The organism is Actinophytocola xanthii (genome assembly GCF_001921205.1).
Lineage (GTDB): Bacteria > Actinomycetota > Actinomycetes > Mycobacteriales > Pseudonocardiaceae > Actinophytocola > Actinophytocola xanthii.
Window position 1 is genome coordinate 47097 of sequence record NZ_MSIE01000061.1, and the last position, 16383, is coordinate 63479.

A 16383-nucleotide genomic window follows, 5' to 3' on the forward strand; every position below is an offset into this window, starting at 1 on the left:
GTGGGCCTGTCCGGAACCCGTTCGACCCGGGAGGCCCGCATGCGCCGGTCCGCCGCGCTCGCCGCAGTCCTCGCCACCGCATCGTTCGCCGTCGGGGGCGTGGACGCGGCTGCCGAACCGCAGGGGCGCCAGGCCGTGTACGCGGCGGCGGCCGCCGAGTTCGGCGTGCCCGAGAGCGTCCTCCTGGCGGTGTCCTACCTGGAGTCCAGGTGGAACACGAACTCCGGGACGCCGAGCACCGCGGCGGGGTACGGGCCCATGCACCTCACCGACGTGGTCGAGGCCAACGCCGGGGGCAGCCACCACGACGAGGGCACGGAGGACCCGCGCGGGGACACCGCCCGCCCGGCGCTGCGGCCGCGGCCGGGGGCGCCGGACCTGTCCTCGCCGGCACTGCGGACCGTCGAGCTCGCGAGCGAGCTGACCGGTGTCGACAGCGCGCGGCTGCGTTCGGACGTGGCGCAGAACATCCGCGGCGGCGCCGCCCTGCTCGCCCACCACCAGCGGGCCCTCGGCGTGCACGGCACCGACGCCGGCGACTGGTACGGCGCGGTCGCCCGGTACTCCGGCGCCGGCGACACGGCGACCGCGGCGGCCTTCGCCGACGAGGTGTTCGCGACGGTCGCCGCCGGCGCGGACCGGGTGACCGACGACGGGCAGCGGGTGCGGCTGGTGCCGCAGGCCGTCACCCCGGACACCGCCCAGTTGCGGCGGTTGGGACTGCGGGAGACCGAGCGGGGCGAGGCCGAGTGCCCCCGCGGGCTGGGCTGCGAGTGGCTGCCGGCGCCGTACGAGGAGTTCGGCGAGGGTGACTACGGCAACCACGACAAGGCGAACCGGCCACACACCCAGAAGATCGACTACATCGTCATCCACGACACCGAGACCACCTGGCAGACCACGCTCGACCTGGTCTCCGACCCGACCTACGTGAGCTGGCAGTACACCCTGCGCTCGGCGGACGGACACGTCGCCCAGCACGTCAAGGCCAAGGACGTGGCCTGGCAGGCCGGGAACTGGTACATCAACTCGAAGTCGATCGGCCTCGAGCACGAGGGGTTCGCCGCGCAGGGCACCTGGTACACGGAGGCGATGTACCGCAGCTCGGCGAAGCTGGTGCGCTACCTGGCCGCGAAGCACCACATCCCGCTGGACCGCGCGCACATCATCGGCCACGACAACGTGCCGGGCACCATCCCCTCGACGGTCCGCGGCATGCACTGGGACCCGGGCCCCTACTGGGACTGGGCGCACTACTTCGAGCTGCTCGGCGCCCCGTTCCGCGGCGTGGGCACCCCGCGCGCCGGCCTGGTGACGATCCGCCCGGACTTCGACACGAACCGCCCCGCGTTCACCGGCTGCGACGCCGCCGGGCAGCCCTGCCCGTCCCGCGGTTCGACGTCGGTGATCCTGCACACCGAGCCCCGCCCCGACGCCCCGCTGCTGACCGACATCGGCCTACGCCCGGACGGCTCGCCCGGCACCATGCACATCTCCGACCACTCCAGCCGGGTGGAGACGGGGCAGCGGTACGCGCTCGCCGAGCGCCGGGGCGACTGGACCGCGATCTGGTACCTCGGCCAGAAGGGCTGGTTCCACAACCCCTCCCGGGCCCCGACCGCCGTCTGGTCCTTCGGCCTGGTCGCGACGCCGAAGCGCGGCCTGGCCTCGATCCCGGTGTACGGCCGGGCCTACCCGGAGGCGGCCGCGTACCCCGAGCACGTCCCGGTGCAGGCGGTGACCCCGCTGCAGTACACGCTGGCCGCCGGACAGCGGTACGCGGTGGGCCTGGTCACCGGCTCGGAGTACTACTGGGCCGTCACCTACGACACGACCAACCACACCGTCGTGCGCGGGAAGACCAAGTACGTCCAGATCCAGTTCGGCCACCGCATCGCCTTCGTCAACGCGGCCGACGTGGACCTGCGGCCGTCGGCGCTGCCGTAGGGCACGTCCGCACAGCCCTCGGTCGCAGTCTTCGCGCCCTAGATTTCCAGCCGGTCGTCGACGAACATCGCGACCTCGACAGCGACGTCCGGGTCCTGGTTGGCAAGCACCACGGTCACGTACCCGAGATCGGGGTGGACGACGAGGGCCGCGCTCATGCCGGGGAAGCCGCCGGTGGCGCTGATCGAGCGGACGCCGTGCACCGTCCGCACGAAGAAGCCGTAGGCCACGCACCGGCCGGCCCAACCGGCCTCGGCCTGGCCGGTGGTCAGCAGCTCGGTGTGCCGGGCGTCGAGCAGTCGTCGCCCGGTCAACGCGGTCGCGAACCGCCAGAGATCCTCAGCACTGGCGTAGCCGCCGCCGGCGGGAGACCCGCGGTAGGGCAGCACGCCGGTGTTCACCTCGCTGCCCGGCACCTCGTCGGTGTAGCCGACGGCCAGGTCGGGCACCGCCGCGGCCTCGGGCAGGGACCCGGCCCGCCGCATCTCAGCCGCCGGGTAGACGTGCCGGTCCAGGTAGTCGTAGTAGCTCTGGCCGGTGACGTTCTCGATCACCGCGCCGAGCACGACGTAGCCGAAGTTGCTGTACCGGAACCGGCTCCCGGGCTCGAACTCCGCGGGTCGGTGGCCGAGCAGGCGCACGTAGTCGGCGACCGTGCGGATCTCGCCGCGGCGGGCCTCGTACTCGGGTACGAAGATGTCGCCCGTCCCCGCGGTGTGGGTGAGCAGGTGGTGGACGGTGGCCGCGGTCGCGAGCTGTTGGTTGGGGAAGTCGGGCAGGTACCGCGCCAGTGGCGCGTCCAGGTCCACCGTCCCGTCCTCGGCCAGTCGGCAGACGGCCACGGCCGTGAACACCTTGTTGATGGACCCGAGGCGGAACCGGGTCGACAGCGTGTTGGACACCATCCGCTGTCGATCGGCCATGCCGTGGGCCTCGGCGAACAGCAGTTCCTCGTCCCTGGCAACCAGCACCACCCCGGAGAACCGCCCGGCGGCGGACTCCTCGGCGAGCTTGGACCGCAACGTCGCCAGCAGACGGTCGACGTGCTCCGGCCCGGCGGTCGCCATACCGAAATGCCTACCAACCGCGACGCACGGCCGCGACCGAATTACCCCCGGTCGATCTCCTGGAGGGTCGTCGGCACCGGGAAGGGCGGGCGGCTGGTGCCGGTGACGCGGTAGCGGCCCCACGGGTCGGGGTCGGTGAGCTGGGCCTCCGCGGTACCGAACGGGGTGCGGAGCTGACCCTCGCCGCGGCGGGAGCCGAGCAGGTCGGCCAGCTCCTCGCTCGGCCGGAGCCGGCCGTACCAGTGGTACCGGCCGTCGATCGGTTCGAAGTGGCCGGCGAGCGACACCTCGACCGCCAGCTCGGTCGACCCGACGACGAGCGTCGCGGGGCCCTCGTAGCCGTCCTCGTCATGCTCCATGGCTGGATGTTACCGCAAGTAATAGTTACTGAGGAGCTCCTGGAAGGCCAGCTCAAGCCTCGGGTGCCGGAAGGTGAAGCCACTGCGCACCAGGCGCTCCGGCACCGCCCTGGTGCTCGCCAGCACGATCTGGTCGGCCACCTCCGGGCCGAACATCCGCCTGGTCAGCCCCTTGGTCAGGGCGATGAACCGCGGGCGGCCCAGCGTCGCGGCGAGGATGTCGGCGTACTCGCGGTTGGTCACCGGGTTCGGCGCGACGACGTTCAGCGGGCCGGACAGGGCCGGCGTGGTCAGGACGTGGGTCGTCGCGCGCACCAGGTCGGGCAGCGACACCCAGCTCACGTACTGGTTGCCGCACCCGGCGCGGATGCCGAGCCCGCGCCGGAACCTCGGCAGGAGCCAGGCCAGCGCCCCGCCCTCGGCGGACTGCACGATGCCGAACCTCAGGTGCGCCACCCGCATACCCGCCTGCTCGGCGGCGTCCGCCGCGTCCTCGGCGTCCCGGTACACCCCGGCCAGGAAGCCCTCGCCGGGACCGCTGTCCTCGGTCAGCGCCTCCTCGCCCCGGTCGCCGTAGTAGCCGACCGCCGACGCGCACAGCAGCGCCCGCGGGCCGTCCCTCATCCCGGCCAGGGCCGTGGCCAGGGTCCGGGTGCCCTCCACCCGGGACGCGCGGATCGACTCCTTGTGGTGCTCGGTCCACCGCCCGTGCACCCGCTCGCCGACCAGGTGCACCACCGCGCCGACCCCGGCGAGGCGCGCCGTGTCCAGCTCCGGGTACCAGAGCACCTCGTCCTCGGCCTTCGGCCGGCGCCGCACGAGGCGGATCACCCGGTGGCCGTGCTCGCGCAGGTGCGCGACCAGGGCGCGCCCGAGGAGCCCGGTTGACCCGGTGACGGCGATATTCACCCGGAAGAGGGTACGGGGTACGTGACCCACCTCTCAGACCGACACCGTACTGACTGGTAGGGCCGGATCGGCTGACAGTTCCACCGCGGACGGGTGAACACCGGCCGCGACCAGGTGCGCGCCGAGGGCCGCGATCATCGCTCCGTTGTCCGTGCACAGCCGGGGGCGCGGCACCCGCAGCTCGATCCCGGCCGCCGCGCAGCGCTCCGCGGCCAGTCCGGAGAGCCGGGAGTTCGCGGCCACCCCGCCGGAGAGGACCATCGTGCCGACGCCCAGCTCCTCCGCGGCCCGTACCGCCTTCATCGTCAGCACGTCGGCGACCGCCTCCTGGAACGAGGCCGCCACGTCCTCGACCGGCACCTCGAGGCCGTCGCGCTCCCGGTTCTCCACCCAGCGGGCGACCGCCGTCTTCAACCCGGAGAACGAGAAGTCGTACCGGGCGTCGCGCGGCCCGGTCAGCCCGCGGGGGAACCGGATCGCCTCGGGGTCACCCGTGCTCGCCGCCCGGTCGATGGGTGGTCCGCCGGGATAGGGCAGCCCGAGGATGCGCGCAACCTTGTCGTAGGCCTCGCCGGCGGCGTCGTCGATCGTCGAGCCGATCTCGGTGATCTTGGTTGCCAGGTCGTCGACGCGCAGCAGCTGGGTGTGCCCGCCCGAGACCAACAGTGCCAGGCAGGGCGCGGGCAGGGCGCCGTGCTGCAACGTGTCCGCCGCGACGTGGCCGGGCAGGTGGTTGACACCGTAGAGCGGCACGTTCAGCGCGGCCGCGTACGCCTTGGCCGCGGAGACCCCGACCAGCAGCGCCCCGGCCAGGCCGGGACCGCAGGTGACCGCGATCGCGTCGATGTCACCCAGGTCCACCTCGGCCTTCTCGACCGCGCGCCGCATGGTCGGCACCATCGCCTCGAGGTGGGCCCGGGAGGCGACCTCGGGCACCACCCCGCCGAAGCGGGCGTGCTGGTCCACGCTCGACGCCACCTCGTCGGCGAGCAGCTCGATCCGCCCGTCCGGGTGCAGCCGGGCGATGCCGACACCGGTCTCGTCGCACGAGCTCTCGATGCCCAACACGAGACTCACGTGGCCTCCTCGGTGACCCGGGCGGGGCGGGCCATGGTGAACGCGTCGGCGCCGGAGGGCTGGTAGTACCTGCGCCGCAGGCCGATCGTGGTGAAGCCGTGCGCCCGGTAGAGGGCGATGGCGGGGGCGTTGTCCGTGCGCACCTCGAGGAACACCGGCGCGCGGAACTCGTCGGCCACCGCGAGCAGCCCCTCCAGCAGGGCACGCCCGACACCGCGGCCCTGCCAGGCGGGGTCGACGCCGATGGTGTGCACGCTGGCCTCGGCGTCGCGTGGCGTGCCGACCACGGAGATGCCGGCATAGCCGACCAGGGTCCGCTCGGCGCTGTGGTCCACGTAGGCGCCGAGGTAGTGGTGGCCGTGGTCCAGCTCGGAGCGCAGGACCGACTCGCTCCACGGGTCGTCCCCGGCGAACAGCTGCCGCTCGAGCTCGGCGACGCGGGGGAGGTCCGCGTACCCGAGCGGGGCAAGGCGCACGCTCACGGAGCGGTCACCCGCTTGCGGCTGCCCGGCACCGTCGCGTCCGGACGGCGCAGGTACAGCGGGACCAGCGGCTCCCCCGGCCCGGCGAGGGCGTCCCCGGCCGCGGCGACCAGGCCCGCCGGCGTCGGATACTCCGCGCCGGTGTGCTCGACGGCGAGGAGGTCGGCGTAGAGCGAGGTGCCGGCCCGGCGCCGGCCCCCGGCGAGCTGGGCGGCGACGTCGGCGGGACGGTCCACCCCCGGCCCCGCGGTGCGGACACCGCCCTCGTAGGTCGCCCAGTACAGCTCCCTGCGCCGGGCGTCGGTGGTGACCAGCAGCGGTTCGTCCGTACCGGCGGCGATCGCGTCGAGCGAGCACACCGGATGGGTCGGGACGTCGAGGGCGTGGCCCAGCGCGGCGGCGGTGGCGATCCCCGCCCGCAGACCGGTGAACGGCCCCGGCCCGACACCGCACACGATCGCGGCCACGTCGGCGAGGCTCCGGCCGGCGTCCGCCAGCGCCGCGAGGACGTGCGGGGTGAGCAGCTCGCCGTGCGCGCGGGCGTCGACGGTGACCCGCTGGGCGAGCACCTCCGGACCTGCCCCGCCCACGAGGACCACACCGGCGGTGACCGCGGGGGTCGCCGTGTCGACTGCGAGAACCAGCACGGCCGTCAAGCCTAGTCGGGTGGTGGCCGCCGGTCAGCGGCGCCAGCGGTCGAGCACCGCTGGCAGCTCGTCGAGCCGGTGCAGCACCGCGTCCGGTTCCACGTCCACGGGCACCTGCTGGTCGGCCGGGATGACCGTGTGCGGGACGAACACCGCGCGCATGCCGACGCCCTTGGCGCCGCTGATGTCGTCGTAGAGCCGGTCGCCGACGTAGACGCAGTCGGCCGGGTCGTCGACGCCGACCGCGGCCATGGCCGCGAGGAAGGCCGACGGGTGCGGCTTGGTGTACTCCAGGTCGCTGCTCCACACGGTCGCGTGGAACAGGTCCAGGACGCCGTCGCGGCGCAGCAGCTCCTCGTGCCAGGCCGCCGGCCACGGCGTCGAGGACAGCACGCCGACCCGCAGCCCCTGCTCCCGCAACGTGGTGATCAGCGGTGCGACCTCGGGATGGGTGCGGGTCGCGCGCTCCCAGAAGCGGCGGTAGGCGGTGTAGCCGTCGTCGTGCTCGGCGGCCGACGCCGCGGCGAGCACCTGGGCGATGGTGAAGGCGCGGTGCTCGTGGCGGACCAGCGCCCACGCGGCCGTCTCCGCGGCGTGGATGGCCGCGGCGACCCTGGCCGCCTGCTCGGCGTCGCCGGGGTGCAGCTCGTCGGCGTAGGTCCGCCACGCGGCGACGTGGTCCATCGGGATCCAGGGGGTCAGCGTGCCGCCCCAGTCGAAGATCACAGCGCGCATGCCTCCCAACCTAGTTCGAGCCGCACCCGCCGTCACCCCGTCTCACCCGCGCCGGAACGTAGGGTGGCGGCATGATCGAAGGCGTCCTGTTCGACTACTCGGGCACCCTGTTCCACCTCGAGCCAGGGCCGGACTGCCTGGCCGAGGACCCCAGGCGGGACGAGCTGCTCGCGCTGCTGACCGCGTCCACCCGCTCGGCCGACCACCTGCCCGCCGAGCTGGCGGAGGACTGGGCGCGCCGCGACCTCGACCCCGAGACGCACCGCTCGGTCTACCTGGCCGCGCTGACCACCAGCGACATCCCGGTCGCGCCGGACGTGGCCGAGGCGCTCTACGAGCGCATGACCGACCCGGCCTCCTGGGTGCCCTACCCGGACACCGTGCCGGCGCTGCGCAGGCTGCGCGCGGCGGGGGTGCGGGTGGCGGTCGTGAGCAACATCCCCTGGGACATCCGCGAGGTGTTCGCCCGCCACGACGCCGAGGACCTGGTCGACGAGTTCGTGCTCTCCTACGTCGAGGGCGTGATGAAGCCGGACGGGAAGATCTTCACCGTGGCCTGTCAGCGGATCGGCGTCGAGCCGGAACGCGCCCTGATGGTCGGCGACAGCCTGGAGGCCGACGGCGGTGCGACGGCGATCGGCTGCGCCTTCGCCCCGGTGGAGCCGCTCGACGTGGCCGACCGGCCGGACGCGCTGCTCTCGGTTCTCAGCGCGCGGGGGCTGTGAGCCGCCGCACCCAGCTCCCGTGCGGGACGACGGTCGCCAGCCGGGCGTCGTCCTCGCGCCGCTCCAGCCGCACCAGCAGGTGGTCCTCGGACAGGCGCTCACCCGCGCCCTCGCCCCACTCGATCACCACCGCCGCGTCCACCAGGGCGGTGTCCAGGTCGAGGTCGTCCAGCTCGGCGAGGCCGCCCAGCCGGTAGGCGTCGACGTGCACGAGCGGGATCCCGCGTCCACCGGGGGCCGGCGCGTGCTCGCGGGCGATGATGAACGTGGGCGAGCTGACCCGTCCCAGCACGCCGAGCCCCTCGGCGACGCCCTTGGCCAGCACGGTCTTCCCGGCCCCGAGCGGGCCGGCGAGCAGCACCAGGTCCCCGGGCTCCAGCAGCCCGCCGATGCGCCGCCCGAACTCGAGGGTGTCCTGCTCGGTCGGTAGCTCGACCCGTTGTCCCAGGCTCACTGGTCCGCCTCTCTGGTCCGCCTCCCCGGAACTTTGACTGTGGGTCACCTGGGGCCGCGAAGGTGCGTCCTGATCACGTACTTGTGGCTGGCTTCCGTCACGTTCCCCTGAGGTGACGGTTCTCGAGGCGGACCTGTGGCTCACCGCGGGCCGCCGTTTCCGCGATCCTGCCCGTACCCCGGTGCGCAGTCGCGCAGCAGGCGTAGCAGGTGGTCGTTGACTAGGTCGGCCTGCTCGAGGATGACCATATGGCCGGCCCCGGACGCCCGCACCAGCTCGGCGTCGGGCAGTTCGACGGCGATCCGCTCGGCGTGGGAGAACGGGGTCAGCCGGTCGGCGTCGCCGCTGAGCACCAGCACGCGGGCGTGCTTGAGGCCGGCGAGCGCGGCGTAGCGGTTGTGCGTGCCAAGTGTGTTGACGAAGTCGGCGAGCACCCGGACCGGGGTGGCGTCGAGCATCTCCACCAGGAAGTCGACCAGCGCCGGGCTGACGTCGCGGTCGCCGAAGGCGAGCGTGCGCGCCCCGCGGCGGGTGAGGTGCCCGCCAGCCGCACGCACCAGCTCGACCAGGCCGGGCTGCCAGTCGGCGAGGCGACCGAGGTTGCGGGTGACCGGGTTGTAGCGGGACAGCAGCGGCCGCGGCAGGCCCCTGCGGCCGATCTCGCCGGCCGAGGTGCCGAGCAGCGCGACGCCGCAGACGCGGTCGGCGAACAGGTCCGGCCGCTGCTCGGCCAGCGCCATGACCGTCATCGCCCCCATCGAGTGTCCGACCAGGACGATCGGGCCCGCCGGGACCGTCCGGTCGATGACCTCGCCGAGGTCGGTGCCGAGCTGGTCGATGGTGCTGGACGGCTCCGAGGCGCGACCGGACTCCCCGTGGCTGCGGTGGTCGTAGAGAACCTGGCGCACGCGCGGCTCGGTCAGCCGGGCGAGCGCGCGGCGCTGGAGGTGCCAGGAACGCCGGGAGAGCGCGAAGCCGTGCACCAGTACGACGGTCAGCTCCGGCCGGCCACCGTCGGCCGGGTCCACCTCCTCGACCGACAACGCGATCCCGTCGTCGGTGAGCACCCTGCTGGTCCGGTCGGCGGGTAACCGGCCGAGCGGCTCGTCGGCGTACTGGTCCTCGGGGGTGTGCCGGCGGCGGGCGACACCCACGGCGATGGCCGTACCCGCGGCCGCGACACCGATCGCGGCACCGACGAGCGCGCCGACCTTCTTCGACACGGTCACCGCACACCCAGGTAGGTGCGCGCGACCCGCGGCCGGTACATGCCGGTGACGATCTCGTAGTCGATCGTGCCGATCGTGTCCGCCCACTCGGTGGCGGTCGGCTCGCCCCGGGATCCGTCGCCGAACAGCACGACCTCCTCACCGACCGGCACCCGGTCGTCCCCGCAGTCGACCACGATCTGGTCCATGCACACCCGGCCGACCACTGGCCGGCGCCGCCCGCCCAGCCACACCTGCATGCGGTTGGACAGCAGCCGCGGCACGCCGTCGGCGTAGCCGACCGGGACGAGCGCGAGGTTGGTGGGACGCGATGCGGTCCAGGTGTGCCCGTAGGAGACCGACTCGCCGGCCGCGATCCGCTTGGTCAGCGCGACCGAGGAGCGGAAGGTCATCACCGGGCGGAGGTCCTCCGGGCGCGGCAGCGGGTTCAGCCCGTACATGGCGATGCCGACCCGGACCAGGTCGAGGTGCAGGTCGGGGCGGTCGAGCGTGGCCGCCGAGTTCGCCAGGTGCCGCAGCGGCCGCCCGTCGACGACCCGGCACGCCTCCTGGAAGCGCGCGGCCTGCAGGTCGACCGAGGGGTGGCCCGGCTCGTCCGCGCAGGCCAGGTGGGACCACACCCCGACCAGCTCGACCTCGGGCGCGGCCGACGCGGCGGCCACCAGCGCCGGCCACTCGGCGGCCGGGGCGCCGTTCCTGGACAGCCCGGTGTCGATCTTGAGGTGGACCCTGGCGCGGCGGCCGGCCGCCCGGGCGCCCTCGACGATCGCTCCCAGCTCGCGCGTGCTCGACGCGGAGAGGTCGACGCCGGCGGCGATGCCGGGCGCGAGGTCGGTGTCGATGGTGTCCAGCCAGCTGAGCACCGGCGCGTCGATCCCGCCGGCACGCAGGGCGAGGGCCTCGGCGAGCGAGCAGCCGCCCAGCCAGGTGGCGCCGGCCTCCAGGGCGGCCCTGGCCACCGGCAGCGCGCCGTGGCCGTAGCCGTCGGCCTTGACCACGGCCATGGTGGCGGCCCCGGACGCGGCGGCCCGCGCGACGAGCAACGCGACGTTGTGCCGCAGCGCGTCGAGGTCGATGAGGGCCTCGGCCCGCGGCAGTGTCCGGTCAGCCATGGCGGGGCTCATCGTCGCACAGGGCGGTGGCCCCCTCGGGGCGGTGGAGCGGGGGCCGGCGGCCGGCGGCCAGCACCGCCTCGCGGACCGCGGCCGGGATGGTCCCGAGGACGTCCGCGGCCGAGATCGGCGCCCCGTCGGCGGCCAGCTCGCCCGCACGCACGTGCACCCAGCTCGCGCAGGCCGCCGCGAACAGGGGGTCCTCGCCGGCCGCGAGCAGCGACCCCACCAGGCCGGTGAGCACGTCACCGGACCCGGCGGTGGCGAGCCACGACGAGCGGGCCGGGTTCACCAGGACCCGGCCGTCCTGGTCGGCCACGACCGTGGCGTTCCCCTTCAGCAGCACGACGCTGTTCGTCCTGGCCGCCAGGGCCCGGGCGGCCGCGACCCGGTCGGGTCCCAGCTCGACCCCCAGCGGCTCGCCGAGCCTGGCGAACTCGCGGTCGTGCGGGGTCAGGACGACCGCGGCGTCCGGGTCGCGGCGGTCCCACAGCTCGGGGTACTTCGCGAGCAGGCTGATGCCGTCGGCGTCGACGCAGGTGGGCACCCCGTCGTCGAACACGGCGGCGAGCACGTCCCGGCCGGCCTGGCCGGTGCCCAGGCCGGGTCCCACGACCCAGGCCTGCACCCGGCCGGCGTCCTCGACCGATCCGGTGGCGACCACCTCGGGCCACCGGGAGCGCACCTCGTCGGCCGCCCAGCCGGCGTAGCGCACCATGCCCGACGTCGCCCGGACCGCCGAGCCGCAGGCCAACACCGCCGCTCCGGGATAGGTGGAGGACCCGGCGGCGATCCCGGTGACCCCCTGGGTGTACTTGTCGTCGTCCGGGCCGGGCATCCGCCACCGCCGGCCGACGTCGGCGGCCTCCAGCACCCGCAGCTCCGGCTCGGGCAGGTCGAGACCGAGGTCGACCAGCCGCACCTCGCCGCACCGCGCCGGGCCCCGGCCGAGCACGTGCACCGGCTTGCGGCCGCCGAAGGTGACCGTGACGCTCGCCCGGACGGCGTCGCCCTCGACGGCGCCGGTGTCCGGGTCGACACCGCTGGGCAGGTCCACGGCGAGCACCGGCGCGCGGACGGCCGCCACCAGGGCCGGCGCCGCCCCGCGCAGCGACCCGTGCGCGGACAGCCCGACGATGCCGTCGACGACCAGGTCCGCGCCGGACACCAGGGCCTCGGCGTCGGCTCCCTCGGCCGGGACCTCGACGGTCCGGCCACCGGCCCGGCGCAGGGCGGCGAGCCCTTCGGGGTGGGCCCGGTCCGCTCGCAGCAGCAACGCGGTGACCGCGACCGACCGCTTGCGCAGGTAGTAGCCGGCCCAGAGCGCGTCGCCGCCGTTGTTGCCCGAGCCGACCAGCAGTACGACCCGCCGACCCGCGACCCCTCCGGTCCGCTCGCGCAGCAGCGCCAGCGCGTGCGTCGCCACCCCGAACGCGGCCCGGCGAATCAGGGCGCCGTCCGGGGTCACCGCGAGCAGCCGGTCCTCGGCGGTCCTGATCTGCTCGACCGTCCAGACCCCGTACACGGCGCTACTCGACCGTGACGGACTTGGCGAGGTTGCGCGGCTTGTCCACGTCATAGCCGCGCGCCCGGGCGATCTCGGCCGCCAGGACCTGCAGCGGGACGGTCGACACCAGCGGCTGGAGCAGCGTGGGGACCGCGGGCACCTCGACCAGCTCGTCGGCGAAGGGCCGCACGGTCTCGTCGCCCTCCTCGGCGATGACGATCGTGCGGGCGCCGCGAGCCTGGATCTCGGAGATGTTCGACAGCAGCTTGGCGTGCAGCACGGCCCGCCCCTTCGGCGACGGCATCACGACCACGACCGGCAGGCTCTCCTCGATGAGGGCGATCGGCCCATGCTTGAGCTCCCCGGCGGCGAAGCCCTCGGCGTGCATGTAGGCGAGCTCCTTGAGCTTGAGCGCGCCCTCCAGCGCCACCGGGTAGCCGACGTGCCGGCCGAGGAACAGCACAGCCTTCGCGTCGGCCAGCGACCGGCCGAGCTCCCGGACCCGGTCGACGGTGCTGAGCACCCGGGCGACCGCGTCCGGCATCGCGCACAGCTCCTCGAACTCGCGGCCGACCTCGTCGGGGTACTTGGTGCCCCGTGCCTGTGCGAGGGCCAGCCCCACCAGGTAGATCGCGGCGATCTGGGCCAGGAAGGTCTTGGTCGAGGCGACACCGACCTCGGGACCGGCGTGGGTGTAGAGCACGGCGTCGGACTCGCGCGGGATCTGCGCGCCGTTGGTGTTGCAGACCGCCAGGACCCGCGCCTTCTGTTCCCGGGCGTGGCGCACGGCCTCCAGCGTGTCGGCGGTCTCGCCGGACTGCGACACGGCGACCACCAGCGTGTCCCGGTCGAGCACCGGGTCGCGGTAGCGGAACTCCGAGGCCAGCTCGACCTCGACGGGCAGCCTGGTCCAGTGCTCGATGGCGTACTTGGCGACCAGCCCGGAGTGGTAGGCCGTTCCGCAGGCCACCACGAACACCTTGTCCACGTCGCGCAGGTCCTGGTCGGACAGGCGCTGCTCGTCGAGGATGATCCGGCCGTCGACGAAGTGGCCGCGCAGGGTGTCGGCGAGAGCGGTGGGCTGCTCCTCGATCTCCTTGAGCATGAAGTACTCGTGGCCGCCCTTCTCGGCGGCGGAGAGGTCCCAGTCGACGTGGAACGGCCGGGTCGACACGTCCTCGCCGTGGAAGTCGGTGACGTGGTAGCCGTCCCGGGTGATCGTGACCACCTGGTCCTGCCCCAGCTCGACGGCGTCCCGGGTGTGCTCGATGAACGCGGCGACGTCCGAGGCGAGGAAGGTCTCCCCCTCGCCGAGGCCGACGACCAGCGGCGAGGAGCGGCGGGCGGCGACGACCATGTCCGGCTGCTCGACGTGCGTGAACACCAGCGTGAACGCCCCGTCCAGGCGCCGGCAGACGGCCCGGACGCTGGCCGGGAGGTCCCCCGCGGTGCTCCCGCCGTCCAGCCCGTCGTAGGCGCGGGCGACCAGGTGGGCGGCGGTCTCGGTGTCGGTGTCGCTGGCGAACTCGACGCCGGCCGCCTCCAGCTCGGCGCGCAGCGCGGCGAAGTTCTCGATGATCCCGTTGTGGACGACCGCGACCCGGTCGGTCACGTCCCGGTGGGGATGGGAGTTGCGGTCGACCGGCGCCCCGTGGGTCGCCCAGCGGGTGTGCCCCATTCCGGCGGTGCCGGCGAATCCGTCCCGGCCGACCTCGTCCAGCCTGGCCTCCAGGTTCGCCAGGCGCCCGGCCTTGCGTTCGACGGCCAGGCCGTCACCTGTGGTGACCGCCACGCCGGCCGAGTCGTACCCCCGGTACTCGAGCCGTCGCAGACCGTCCAGGACCACGTCGAGAGCCGGCCGATGACCTACGTATCCCACGATTCCGCACACTCTTCAGAGCGTAACCAGAGTGCGTGCGCCGGCCGTCCACCGCACCTCGATAGGGTCGCCACCATGGCGAACAAGGCGAAGCACCTGGCGGAGGAGCTGTCCCGGCAGGGGCCGCACCGGGTGCTGCGCGGCGACCTGGCCCTCGTCGGGTTGCCCGGGGTGGTCCTCACCCCGACCAGCGGCCTCGGGCTGCCGGCCGTCGCGTTCGCGCACGGCTGGCTCCAGCCGCCCGTCCGCTACCGCGGCCTGTTGCGCCACCTGGCCTCCTGGGGGTTCGTGGTGGCCGCCCCGGGGACGCAGGTGGGCCCGCTGGCCTCGCACCGGTTGTTCGCCGCCGACCTGAGTACCGCCCTCGACGTGTGTACGGGTGTCCGGCTGGGCGACGGGGCGATCAGCGTCGACCCCGCGAAGCTCGGCCTGGCCGGGCACTCGGTCGGCGGCGGGGTGGCCGTGCTGGCGGCCGCGGAGGACTCCCGGGTGCGCGCGGTGGCGACGCTGGCGGCCACCCAGACCAAGCCGTTCTCCACCGACGCCGCGAGCCGGTGCGGGATGCCCGCGCTGCACCTGGCCGCCGGGCGGGACCAGATCGCCCCGGCCGTGGGCCACGCCGGCCTGATCGCCTCGAACTGGGCTGGCGAGGCCCGGCTGCGGACCGTGACCAAGGCCACCCACCTCGGCTTCACCGAGGGCCGGCACTGGTCGAACCTGCTGCTGCCCGGCAGCTCGGAGTCCGCCTCCCAGCGGGTGGCCAGGATCCTGCTGACCGCGTTCTTCCTGGTGCACCTCGCCGGGGACACCCGCTACGAGGCGGTGCTGGACGCCGAGATCAAGGGGACGGTCATCGAGCTGGAGCCCGCCCTGCCCTGATCTCGGCGCCGCTCAGCGCTTCGGCGCCTTCTCGGCCGGCTTCTCCGCCGGGTCCCGCCCGACCACGCCGCTGAAGTTGGCGGCCGGGTCGGGGTCGTCGAACAGCTGCCCGGTCGTGCGCCACTTGCTCTGCCGGGTCTGGTCGCCGCCGCCCTGGCCGGGCGACATTCCGCCCAGCGGCATGCCGCCGACCGCGCCGGGCTGGCCCGCTCCGGCCGCCGGTCCCGCCGCGGCGGCCGCGGCCGGCCGCTGGCCGGCTTCGCCCTCCGGGGCACGGGCACCGGTCATCGCGCCGGCACCCCCGGCGCCCGGACCACCAGCCCCTGGACCACCAGCGCCTGGACCACCGCCGCCGCCCGGGAGCGAGGAGCCCGGCGTGTCCGCGCCGCCGAACGAGCCGCCACCGAACGAGCCGCCACCGCCACCACCGCCACCGAACGACCCGCCGCCACCGCCACCGAGGTCGGAACCGAAGCTCGAGGTGGGGGTGAGGTCGGGGAGCCTCGGCGTCGAGCCGCCGGGCAGTGCCGAGTCGGGGCCGAAGTCGACGTCGTAGGTCTCGGGGGTGCCGTCGTCGACGGTCATCGAGAAGCGGTCGGTCGGGCCGGGGAGCTGCTCGAGGGTGATCGCGGCGTCCCCGTCCCGGATCACGGCCTTGCCGTCCTCCGCACGGATCACACCGTCCTCGAGTACCTCGCCGGGCTCCTCGGTCCAGTCGACGACGTACTCCGCGGGCTCGCCCTCGCCGTCGTCGACGGTCACCCGGCTGCGGCCGCGGGCGTCGGGCTGGCCGACGGTGATGGTGCGGTTGCCGTCCCGGATGGTGACCTCCTTGCCACCGGGCGCGCCGGCGCCGCCGGGCAGCGACGAGCCCGGCATCGCGCCCGGGATCATGGCGCCGGGAGAGCCCGCTCCGCCCGGGATCGCACCCGGGTCACCGGCGCCGCCGGCCCCCGTACTGCCGGGGGGCAGGGCGCCGGGGCCGGCGAACTGCGGGCTGGTCGAGCCGGCCGGGGTGCTCGAGGGGAAGTCCGCGCCGCCTGCGCCACCGCCGGCGGACAGGTCGGTCGTGCCGGGCGGGGTGCTGACCGGGGGCATGCTCACCGGCGGGGGTGCCGACCCGCCGCCACCGCCACCGCCGGCCGCGCTCGGCGAGCCGCCGCCGCCGGGGCCGCCGTAGGACCCCGCAGGGCCCCCGGGGGAGCCCGATCCCCCGCCCGAGGTCGACGGCGGCGGGCTGTACGAGCCGCCGTTCCCGTCGGCGCCCGGCTGCTGGGTGACCGGTTGGGGGGTCGGCGCCTGGCCGAACGCGTTCTCGTACTCGGCGAGGTACCCGTTCAACTCCTCGTAAAAAGAGTCCACAGCCTCCAACGCA

The 16383-nt window shown here is 74.5% G+C and carries 15 protein-coding genes and 1 pseudogene; 3 read left to right on the top strand and 13 right to left on the bottom strand.

Annotated features, from left to right (window positions below; all coding sequences use genetic code 11):
* The first annotated feature begins 39 nt into the window (after positions 1–39).
* On the top strand, positions 40–1947 hold the full coding sequence (locus BU204_RS29295; RefSeq protein ID WP_075129029.1) for a peptidoglycan recognition protein family protein: 1908 nt from the start codon (positions 40–42) through the stop codon (positions 1945–1947).
* 38 nt (positions 1948–1985) lie between these two features.
* On the opposite strand, the gene BU204_RS29300 is transcribed toward BU204_RS29295, so the two are convergent.
* From BU204_RS29300 to BU204_RS29330, 7 genes are read right to left on the bottom strand one after another with little or no spacing between them, the layout of a single operon-like run.
* Complete coding sequence (locus BU204_RS29300; RefSeq protein WP_075129012.1) at positions 1986–3014, bottom strand: serine hydrolase domain-containing protein; 1029 nt, start codon at positions 3012–3014, stop codon at positions 1986–1988.
* A gap of 41 nt (positions 3015–3055) precedes the next feature.
* Complete coding sequence (locus BU204_RS29305) at positions 3056–3373, bottom strand: DUF4873 domain-containing protein (protein WP_075129013.1); 318 nt, start codon at positions 3371–3373, stop codon at positions 3056–3058.
* 9 nt (positions 3374–3382) lie between these two features.
* Positions 3383–4282, bottom strand: coding sequence for a TIGR01777 family oxidoreductase (locus BU204_RS29310; RefSeq protein WP_075129014.1), 900 nt, complete (start codon positions 4280–4282; stop codon positions 3383–3385).
* A gap of 33 nt (positions 4283–4315) precedes the next feature.
* Positions 4316–5359 (bottom strand): tRNA (adenosine(37)-N6)-threonylcarbamoyltransferase complex transferase subunit TsaD, encoded by a 1044-nt coding sequence (tsaD, locus tag BU204_RS29315; protein ID WP_075129015.1) that lies wholly within the window; start codon positions 5357–5359, stop codon positions 4316–4318.
* Positions 5356–5835, bottom strand: a complete 480-nt coding sequence (gene rimI / locus BU204_RS29320) for a ribosomal protein S18-alanine N-acetyltransferase (protein WP_075129030.1) — start codon at positions 5833–5835, stop codon at positions 5356–5358. Before rimI ends, tsaD begins: the two co-directional genes overlap by 4 nt.
* Before the next feature lie 2 nt (positions 5836–5837).
* Positions 5838–6488: a tRNA (adenosine(37)-N6)-threonylcarbamoyltransferase complex dimerization subunit type 1 TsaB gene (gene tsaB, locus BU204_RS29325; RefSeq protein WP_075129031.1), complete on the bottom strand. Its 651-nt coding sequence runs from the start codon at positions 6486–6488 to the stop codon at positions 5838–5840.
* 33 nt (positions 6489–6521) lie between these two features.
* Positions 6522–7223, bottom strand: coding sequence for an HAD family hydrolase (locus BU204_RS29330; RefSeq protein WP_075129016.1), 702 nt, complete (start codon positions 7221–7223; stop codon positions 6522–6524).
* Positions 7224–7294: 71 nt separating this feature from the next.
* On the opposite strand from BU204_RS29330, the gene BU204_RS29335 reads away from it, so the two are divergent.
* A complete protein-coding gene (locus tag BU204_RS29335) occupies positions 7295–7948 on the top strand; it encodes an HAD family hydrolase (RefSeq protein WP_075129017.1) in 654 nt (217 codons plus the stop codon).
* Here the strand turns inward: BU204_RS29335 and tsaE are convergent.
* The 5 genes from tsaE to glmS form a co-directional block, all read right to left on the bottom strand.
* Positions 7929–8396, bottom strand: coding sequence for a tRNA (adenosine(37)-N6)-threonylcarbamoyltransferase complex ATPase subunit type 1 TsaE (gene tsaE / locus BU204_RS29340; RefSeq protein ID WP_075129032.1), 468 nt, complete (start codon positions 8394–8396; stop codon positions 7929–7931). The two genes, BU204_RS29335 and tsaE, sit on opposite strands and share 20 nt — an antisense overlap.
* Before the next feature lie 146 nt (positions 8397–8542).
* The gene (locus BU204_RS29345; protein WP_075129018.1) at positions 8543–9631 is read right to left on the bottom strand and encodes an alpha/beta fold hydrolase; all 1089 of its coding nucleotides are present in this window, start codon (positions 9629–9631) and stop codon (positions 8543–8545) included.
* Entirely contained in the window at positions 9628–10743 is a 1116-nt protein-coding gene (gene alr, locus BU204_RS29350) for an alanine racemase (RefSeq protein ID WP_143229835.1), read from the bottom strand. The genes BU204_RS29345 and alr overlap by 4 nt, the downstream gene beginning before the upstream one ends.
* Complete coding sequence (locus BU204_RS29355; protein ID WP_075129020.1) at positions 10736–12268, bottom strand: NAD(P)H-hydrate dehydratase; 1533 nt, start codon at positions 12266–12268, stop codon at positions 10736–10738. Before BU204_RS29355 ends, alr begins: the two co-directional genes overlap by 8 nt.
* A 4-nt stretch (positions 12269–12272) precedes the next feature.
* Positions 12273–14141 (bottom strand): glutamine--fructose-6-phosphate transaminase (isomerizing), encoded by a 1869-nt coding sequence (gene glmS, locus BU204_RS29360; protein WP_075129021.1) that lies wholly within the window; start codon positions 14139–14141, stop codon positions 12273–12275.
* Positions 14142–14204: 63 nt separating this feature from the next.
* On the opposite strand from glmS, the gene BU204_RS29365 reads away from it, so the two are divergent.
* Positions 14205–15008 carry a dienelactone hydrolase family protein gene (locus BU204_RS29365; protein ID WP_075129022.1) on the top strand — a complete coding sequence of 268 codons (804 nt, stop codon included), beginning with the start codon at positions 14205–14207 and terminating at the stop codon, positions 15006–15008.
* Between the two features lie 12 nt (positions 15009–15020).
* On the opposite strand, the pseudogene BU204_RS29370 reads toward BU204_RS29365, so the two are convergent.
* A pseudogene (locus tag BU204_RS29370) lies at positions 15021–16383 on the bottom strand (hypothetical protein); the annotation flags it as partial.